The organism is Pseudomonas sp. GD04158, from assembly GCF_029834875.1.
Taxonomy (GTDB): Bacteria; Pseudomonadota; Gammaproteobacteria; order Pseudomonadales; family Pseudomonadaceae; genus Aquipseudomonas; species Aquipseudomonas hydrolytica.
Genome location: NZ_JAODYT010000131.1, coordinates 1 through 6,451 on the forward strand (window position 1 = coordinate 1; position 6,451 = coordinate 6,451).

8 protein-coding genes are annotated in these 6,451 nt (G+C 66.1%); 2 read left to right on the forward strand and 6 right to left on the reverse strand.

Annotated features, from left to right (window positions below; genetic code table 11):
- Positions 1-2,389: bifunctional proline dehydrogenase/L-glutamate gamma-semialdehyde dehydrogenase PutA (putA, locus tag N7333_RS23545; RefSeq protein ID WP_279859467.1), on the reverse strand; the 2,389-nt coding region annotated here is incomplete at its 3' end.
- Positions 2,390-2,847: 458 nt separating this feature from the next.
- On the opposite strand from putA, the gene N7333_RS23550 reads away from it, so the two are divergent.
- A complete protein-coding gene (locus tag N7333_RS23550) occupies positions 2,848-3,174 on the forward strand; it encodes a lipocalin-like domain-containing protein (RefSeq protein ID WP_252576687.1) in 327 nt (108 codons plus the stop codon).
- 27 nt (positions 3,175-3,201) lie between these two features.
- Here N7333_RS23550 and N7333_RS23555 read toward each other — a convergent pair whose 3' ends face one another.
- From N7333_RS23555 to N7333_RS23575, 5 genes are all read right to left on the reverse strand, one after another.
- Entirely contained in the window at positions 3,202-3,429 is a 228-nt protein-coding gene (locus tag N7333_RS23555) for a DUF2790 domain-containing protein (protein ID WP_036987329.1), read from the reverse strand.
- An 87-nt stretch (positions 3,430-3,516) separates the two neighbouring features.
- The gene (locus N7333_RS23560) at positions 3,517-3,699 is read right to left on the reverse strand and encodes a hypothetical protein (protein ID WP_129481766.1); all 183 of its coding nucleotides are present in this window, start codon (positions 3,697-3,699) and stop codon (positions 3,517-3,519) included.
- A gap of 89 nt (positions 3,700-3,788) precedes the next feature.
- Positions 3,789-4,745, reverse strand: a complete 957-nt coding sequence (locus tag N7333_RS23565) for a LysR family transcriptional regulator (protein WP_129481765.1) — start codon at positions 4,743-4,745, stop codon at positions 3,789-3,791.
- 193 nt (positions 4,746-4,938) lie between these two features.
- Entirely contained in the window at positions 4,939-5,541 is a 603-nt protein-coding gene (locus N7333_RS23570; protein WP_129481764.1) for a LysE/ArgO family amino acid transporter, read from the reverse strand.
- Entirely contained in the window at positions 5,541-5,954 is a 414-nt protein-coding gene (locus N7333_RS23575; RefSeq protein ID WP_129481763.1) for an ACT domain-containing protein, read from the reverse strand. The genes N7333_RS23570 and N7333_RS23575 overlap by 1 nt, the downstream gene beginning before the upstream one ends.
- Positions 5,955-6,049: 95 nt before the next feature.
- Here N7333_RS23575 and N7333_RS23580 point away from each other — a divergent pair.
- A partial coding sequence (locus N7333_RS23580; RefSeq protein WP_279859468.1) for a LysR family transcriptional regulator occupies positions 6,050-6,451 on the forward strand: 402 nt, incomplete at its 3' end.

Consider the following 6,451-nt stretch of genomic DNA (forward strand, 5'->3'; position numbering starts at 1 on the left):
CGGTGTTGCCGGCGGCCAGCGCGGCGCAGACCTGGCCGGTGAAGATCGCCAGTGGGAAGTTCCACGGGCTGATGCACACCACCGGGCCCAGCGGGCGGTGGCTGTCGTTGCCGAAGCTGCGAGCCTGGATCGCGTAATAGCGCAGGAAGTCCACCGCCTCGCGCACTTCGGCGATGGCGTTGGCGAAGGTCTTGCCGGACTCGCGCACCAAGAGGCCCATCAGCTGCTGCAGCTCGGCTTCCATCAGGTCGGCGGCGCGCTCCAGTACGGCGGCGCGCTCGGCCGGTAGGGTGGACTGCCAGATCTGCCCGCTGGCCAGGGCGCAGAGCAGGGCGCTGTCGACATCGGCAACGCTGGCTTCGCGCACGTGGCCGACCAGGTCGCGATGGTCGGCCGGGTTGCGCACCGGCTCCGGCTCGCCCGGGTTGGCGCCATCGCAACCGAGCATCGGCTCGGCCAGGTAGCTGTGGTTGACGGTGGACAGCAGCGCCGAGGACAGCGAGCCGAGGCGGTGTTCGTTGGCCAGATCCAGGCCCGAAGAATTGACTCGATCCTTGCCGTACAGGTCGCGCGGCAGCGCGATGCGCGGGTGCGGCAGACCGACGGCGCCTTCCTGCGCGGCCATCTGCTCGACCTGCTGCACCGGGTCGAGGACCAGATCCTTGAGCGAGATGCTGTGGTCGGCGATGCGGTTGACGAAGCTGGTGTTGGCGCCGTTTTCCAGCAGGCGGCGTACCAGGTAGGCCAGCAGGGTTTCGTGGCTGCCCACCGGCGCGTAGATGCGGCACGGACGGTTCAGCTTGCCGTCGGCGACCTTGCCCACCACCTGCTCGTACAGCGGCTCGCCCATGCCGTGCAGGCACTGGAACTCGTACTGGCCCGGGTAGTAGTTCTGCCCGGCCAGGTGGTAGATGGCCGACAGCGAATGGGCGTTGTGGGTGGCGAACTGCGGGTAGATGGCTTCCGGCGCGGCCAGGAGCTTGCGTGCGCAGGCGATGTAGGACACGTCGGTGTACGGCTTGCGGGTGTACACCGGGTAGCCTTCCAGGCCGTTCACCTGAGCCAGCTTGATCTCGCTGTCCCAGTAGGCGCCCTTGACCAGGCGGATCATCAGGCGATGACGGCTGCGCTTGGCCAGGTCGATGACGTAGTCGATCACGTACGGGCAGCGCTTCTGGTAGGCCTGGATGACGAAACCGATGCCGTTCCAGCCGGCCAGGGAGGGCTCGAAGCACAGGCGCTCGAGCAGATCCAGCGACAGCTCCAGGCGGTCGGCTTCCTCGGCGTCGACGTTGATGCCGATGTCGTACTGCTTGGCCAGCTGGGTCAGGCCCAGCAGGGTCGGGTACAGCTCGTCCATCACTCGCTCGTACTGGGCGCGGCTGTAGCGCGGGTGCAGGGCGGAGAGCTTGATCGAGATGCCCGGGCCTTCGTAGATGCCACGACCGTGCGAGGCCTTGCCGATGGCGTGGATGGCCTGCTCGTAGGAGGCCAGGTAGCGCTTGGCATCTTCCTCGGTCAGCGCGGCTTCACCGAGCATGTCATAGGAGTAGCGGAAGCCCTTGGCTTCCAGGTTGGCGGCATTGGCCAGGGCTTCGGCGATGGTCTCGCCGGTGACGAACTGCTCGCCCATCAGGCGCATGGCCATGTCCACGCCCTTGCGGATCACCGGCTCGCCGCTCTTGCCGATGATGCGGTTGAGCGCCGAGGTCATGCCGGCCTCGTTGTGGGTGGACACCAGCTTGCCGGTGATCAGCAGGCCCCAGCTCGCCGCGTTGACGAACATCGACGGGCTCTGGCCGAGGTGCTGGCTCCAGTTGCCGTTGGCGATCTTGTCGCGGATCAGCGCGTCGCGGGTGGCCTTGTCGGGGATGCGCAGCAGGGCTTCGGCCAGGCACATCAGCGCCACGCCTTCCTGCGACGACAGCGAGAACTCCTGCAGCAGGCCCTGCACCAGGCCCTGACGGCCGCTGGCGTTCTTCTGGTTGCGCAGCTTCTCGGCGATGCCCAGGGCCAGCTTCTGCGAGGCCTCGGCCTGCTGCGGGTTCAGGCGCGCCTGCTCCAGCAGCATCGGCACCACTTCGGTTTCCGGGCGACGGTAGGCGCTGGTGATGGCGGCGCGCAGTACCGACTGCGGGAGGATGCTCTCGGCGAAGTCGAGGAACACCTGCAGACCCTGCTCGGTCAGCGACTCCAGGGCTTCCTCACCGGCGGCAGCGGCCAGGCCGGCATGCTCGGCGGGCGTCAGGCCGCTCTCGACCTGCTCCAGATAATTGAAGATCGCCTGCTTGATCATCCAGTGCGGCGTACGGTCGATCTGCGCAGCGGCCTTCTTCAGGCGCTCGCGGGTGGCATCGTCGAGTTTTACGCCGAGGGTGGTGGTAGCCATGGGGAGTCCTACTTACTTGTTAGTTATGCACGGTAAAACTGCCTGAAGCAGTTTCTGACGTCGCCTGCGACGGCCCGAAGCGTTGTCGCCTGGCGGGCGGGCAACGAAAAGCTGCGGGAGATTAAACCTGCTTTGCTCTTGGGTGCAACCAGGTGCAACCTAATTGCAGCGACGGCCCGACGGACGTAAGGTCAATTCTCGGGAGCCGCCGCTGCAACAAGGCTGCAAGCAGATGTGCGAGGCGTGCAGCAGCTTGGTGCAACCAGGGGTGCTACCGGCGTGGCGCTCAGTGCGACTGCTGCCGGGCTAACGTCAGGATAGACCGCGGCAGAGAGAAGGCTGCCGGTCGCCCCGTCATGCGATTTCGCGAATGATGCCGATGAGAGCCTGCAGCGGCGCCGGGGCATGGCGCATGGTCTCGGCACAGCAGGAAGCGGACGGCAAGATCGGGCGGCCGTATGGCGGAAACCCGCAAGGCATGCTGGCCTGACATGCACTTCGTCGAGGGTTTGACCGATGGCGATATGCCGCGGTTTGAATCCGAAGCGTGCGGTAGTGGCAGCGACCAGGAGAGTCGCCGCGCCATGGCGTCGAGCGCCGGCTTCTTTGGCAGTTACAGCGTCGACGAGCAGGAGCGTTTTGCTGGTAACCGGTTGGAGGGCGCCACCTTTCCCAACTGGGTTGGTGGTGTGCGCACGACACAGGAGCTGCAGTTGAGGGTCGAGGGCGAGCGGATGTACGAGACCTTCACGCACCCGGATGGTAAGTTCATGCGGGCCAGGTAAATCCAGGGTGTATGGTGCTTGAGGTGGTCAGTAGCGGCAGTCTTCGCCGATGCGCTGGTAGATCAGCGTGTGCTGCTCGCCCTTGGAGTCCAGGTAGACCATGCGGGCTTCACCTGCTTCGCAGCCTTGCGGCAGGGTCTGGCTGATGACCTTGGCGATGTCCAGGTGCATGCCGTAGTGGTAGTGCTCGGGCGTTTCGGCGTGCGCCAGGGTAGTCGCGCAGGCGAGCGCCAGGAGGTAGGCGACAGGTTTCATGATGGCCTCGATACGGGAAAAAAGGGCCGGACTGGCGGCCCGAGAGACGCCGGCCAGGAGCACGTCCGGCGCCAGGTAAGCCTGGGTTTAGCCGTGCTGACCGGAGCCCTGCGAGCTTGCGGTTTGCGCTTGCTGGGTAGCTTCGGCGTGCGGCTGTTGCTGGTGGGCCTGCTGATGGGCGACGAAAGCGGCCGATTCTTCGGCGAAGCAGGCCTGGGCCGCCAGCAGGGCGGAGAGGGACAGGGCGGCGGCAGTGGCGAGTTTTTTCATGGAGCGATCCTCCTGGGATTCTTCGTGGGTTCGAAGTCATCCTAGGGAGACATCGGGGCGCGAAAAAGCGCTATACGGGTGAATCACTCTTACCTTTCGCGCAACAATCCGTCGGGTGTCGCCCAATATCGCTCATCGTCCAGCACCGCTTCGTCCCCCCGTAACAGTGGCGGCAGTTCGGCCTTGAGAAACTCCACCCAGGTGCGCGTCTTGGCATCGAGAAAGCGCCGCGACGGATACATCGCATAGATGTTCAGCGCACGCAGGCGGTGCTGCGGCAGGATGCGCAGCAGGCGTCCTTCACGCAGCGGCTGGCTGGCGACGAACGAGGGCAGCAGGCAGAAGCCCATGCCTGCCTGCGCCGCCTTGACCAGCGCTTCGGCGACATTGACCTGAAAGCACTCGGCCGGCAGGGCGTCGAGCTGTTCGTCACCGAAATCCCACTGACCGCGGTACAGCGGGTCGGTCAGGCGCAGGTAGCGATGCTGCTGCAGGTCGCTGGGCCGTTGCGGAACGCCATGTCCGGCCAGATAGCTGGGAGCGGCGCAAAGCACGCTGTACACCGGGCCGAGACGCTGTGCGACGAGTTGCGAATCCGGCAGGTCGCGGGCGAAGGCGATGGTCACGTCATGGCCATCTTCGAGCAGATCCGGCGTGCGCTGCGCCAGGGTGAGTTCCACCACCACCTGTGGATAACGCTCGGCGTAGCGGGCGATCAGCGGGGTGATGTGCTGCAGGCCGAGGCCGGTCATGGTGTGCACGCGCAGGCGTCCACTGGGCGTGCGGTGAGCACCGCGCGCCTCGGCATCGGCTTCCTCGACCTGGCCGAGAATCTGCCGGCAGCGCTCCAGATAGCGCTCGCCGGTTTCGGTCAGGGCCAGGCGCCGCGTGGTGCGCTGCAGCAGGCGTGCCTCGAGATGTTGCTCCAGATCGGCAATCAGCCGTGACACCTGTGCGGTAGACAGATCCAGCGCCTGGGCTGCGGCGGTGAAGCTGCCGCGCTCGACCACCTGAACGAACACGCGCATGCCATGCAGGGTATCCATTGTTGCTCCTGGCGTAAGGGCACCTCTAACAACTACCTGCGTTGCCATCGCGGCGTTAAAAACAGGCTCAAAATGCTCATTTACAACTCGTAAACTGCGCTTTTTCGCCTGTTTTTGCCTTGCGCTGGCTGCCTCGCTTACGTTGCTAGAGGCGCCCGTAATGGGCCAGACGCATTATGCTCGACTGAGAACATTACAGCGCACCCAGAATCAGCTGCGCCGCCACCGCGAACATCATCGCCGCCACGCCCAGATCGATCAGCCGCCAGGTCACCGGCCTGGCCAGCCAGGGCGCTAGCCATGCCGCGCCGAGCGCCAGGGCGCTGAACCAGAGAAAGGAAGCGCTGGCGGCGCCGGCGGCATAGGCGCCGGGTTCGGCTTGCTGGGCGCCCAGCGAGCCGATCAGCAGCACGGTATCCAGGTAGACGTGCGGGTTGAGCAGGGTCACTGCCAGCGCTGCGAGCATCACTGCGCGCAAGGAGCGCGGTTCGCTGCCGGCCGCCTGCAGCGATTGCGGGCGCGCAGCGCGCAGCAGCGCCTGGCTGCCATACCAGAGCAGAAACGCAGCGCCGCCCCAGCGGGCGATGGCCAGCAGTGTCGGGCTCTGCGTCAGCAGGGTAGCCAGGCCGAACACGCCGGCCGCCACCAGCACGGCGTCGCAGAGAATGCACAGCGCCGCTACCGGGATGTGATGTTCGCGGCGCAGGCTCTGCGCCAGGACGAAGGCGTTCTGCGCGCCGATGGCCATGATCAGGCCGATGGCGACCAGCAGGCCGTTGCTGTAGCTCTGCCACATCACACGGGCTCCGGCAAGGCGGCGGCCGACAGGGCGCGCAGGGTGGAGAGCGCTCGTTCGGCGCGCTCGATGGGCACGAAGATATGGTCGTGGTGGAAGCCGGCAACCACGTTGCAACTCACCCCAGCCTGCGCGAGGGCGGCGGAGAAGGAGGCGGTCAGGCCCACGGCCGCCAGCGACGAATGCACCTGCAGGGTGATCCACGCGGCGACGTAGTCGTAGCGCAAGCCATGGGCGTCGGCGACCTCGCGCGGCAGCACCAGGCTCAGGCCCTCGGCTTCGCGCAGGCTGGCGATGGGGTGCAGGGCGCTGCAGTCAAGGTCTGCGGCGACGCAGCAGAACACGTACTGCCCGGGGTTGAGCTGCGGCGTCATGCTTTGCAGCAAGCGTGAGAGATCGGTTTCGCCGGCCATCTTGAGCTCCAGAGGTGAGGTGGATGCTGGCGAGTCTGCGGCGCACGGGTGTATAAGAGAAACAAATAATGCTGATCGCTCATTAGGAAAATCGATTGTTCGATTACAAATTGCTAGCCGCCCTGGCGGCAGTGGTGGAGCAGGCCGGTTTCGAGCGTGCGGCGCAGGTGCTGGGCCTGTCGCAGTCGGCGGTGTCGCAGCGCATCAAGCTGCTCGAAGCGCGGGTCGGCCAGCCGGTGCTGGTGCGCGCGACGCCGCCGGCGCCCACCGAAATCGGTCGGCGTCTGCTCAACCATGTGCAGCAGGTGCGCCTGCTCGAACGCGATCTGCAGGGACAGGTGCCGGGGCTGGATGAACAGGCGCTGCCCGAGCGTCTGCGCATCGCCATCAACGCCGACAGCCTGGCCACCTGGTGGGCGCTGGCGACGGCGGAGTTCTGCGCGACCCGGCAGGTGCTGATGGCGCTGGTGGTGGAGGACCAGGAGGTCGGCCTCAAG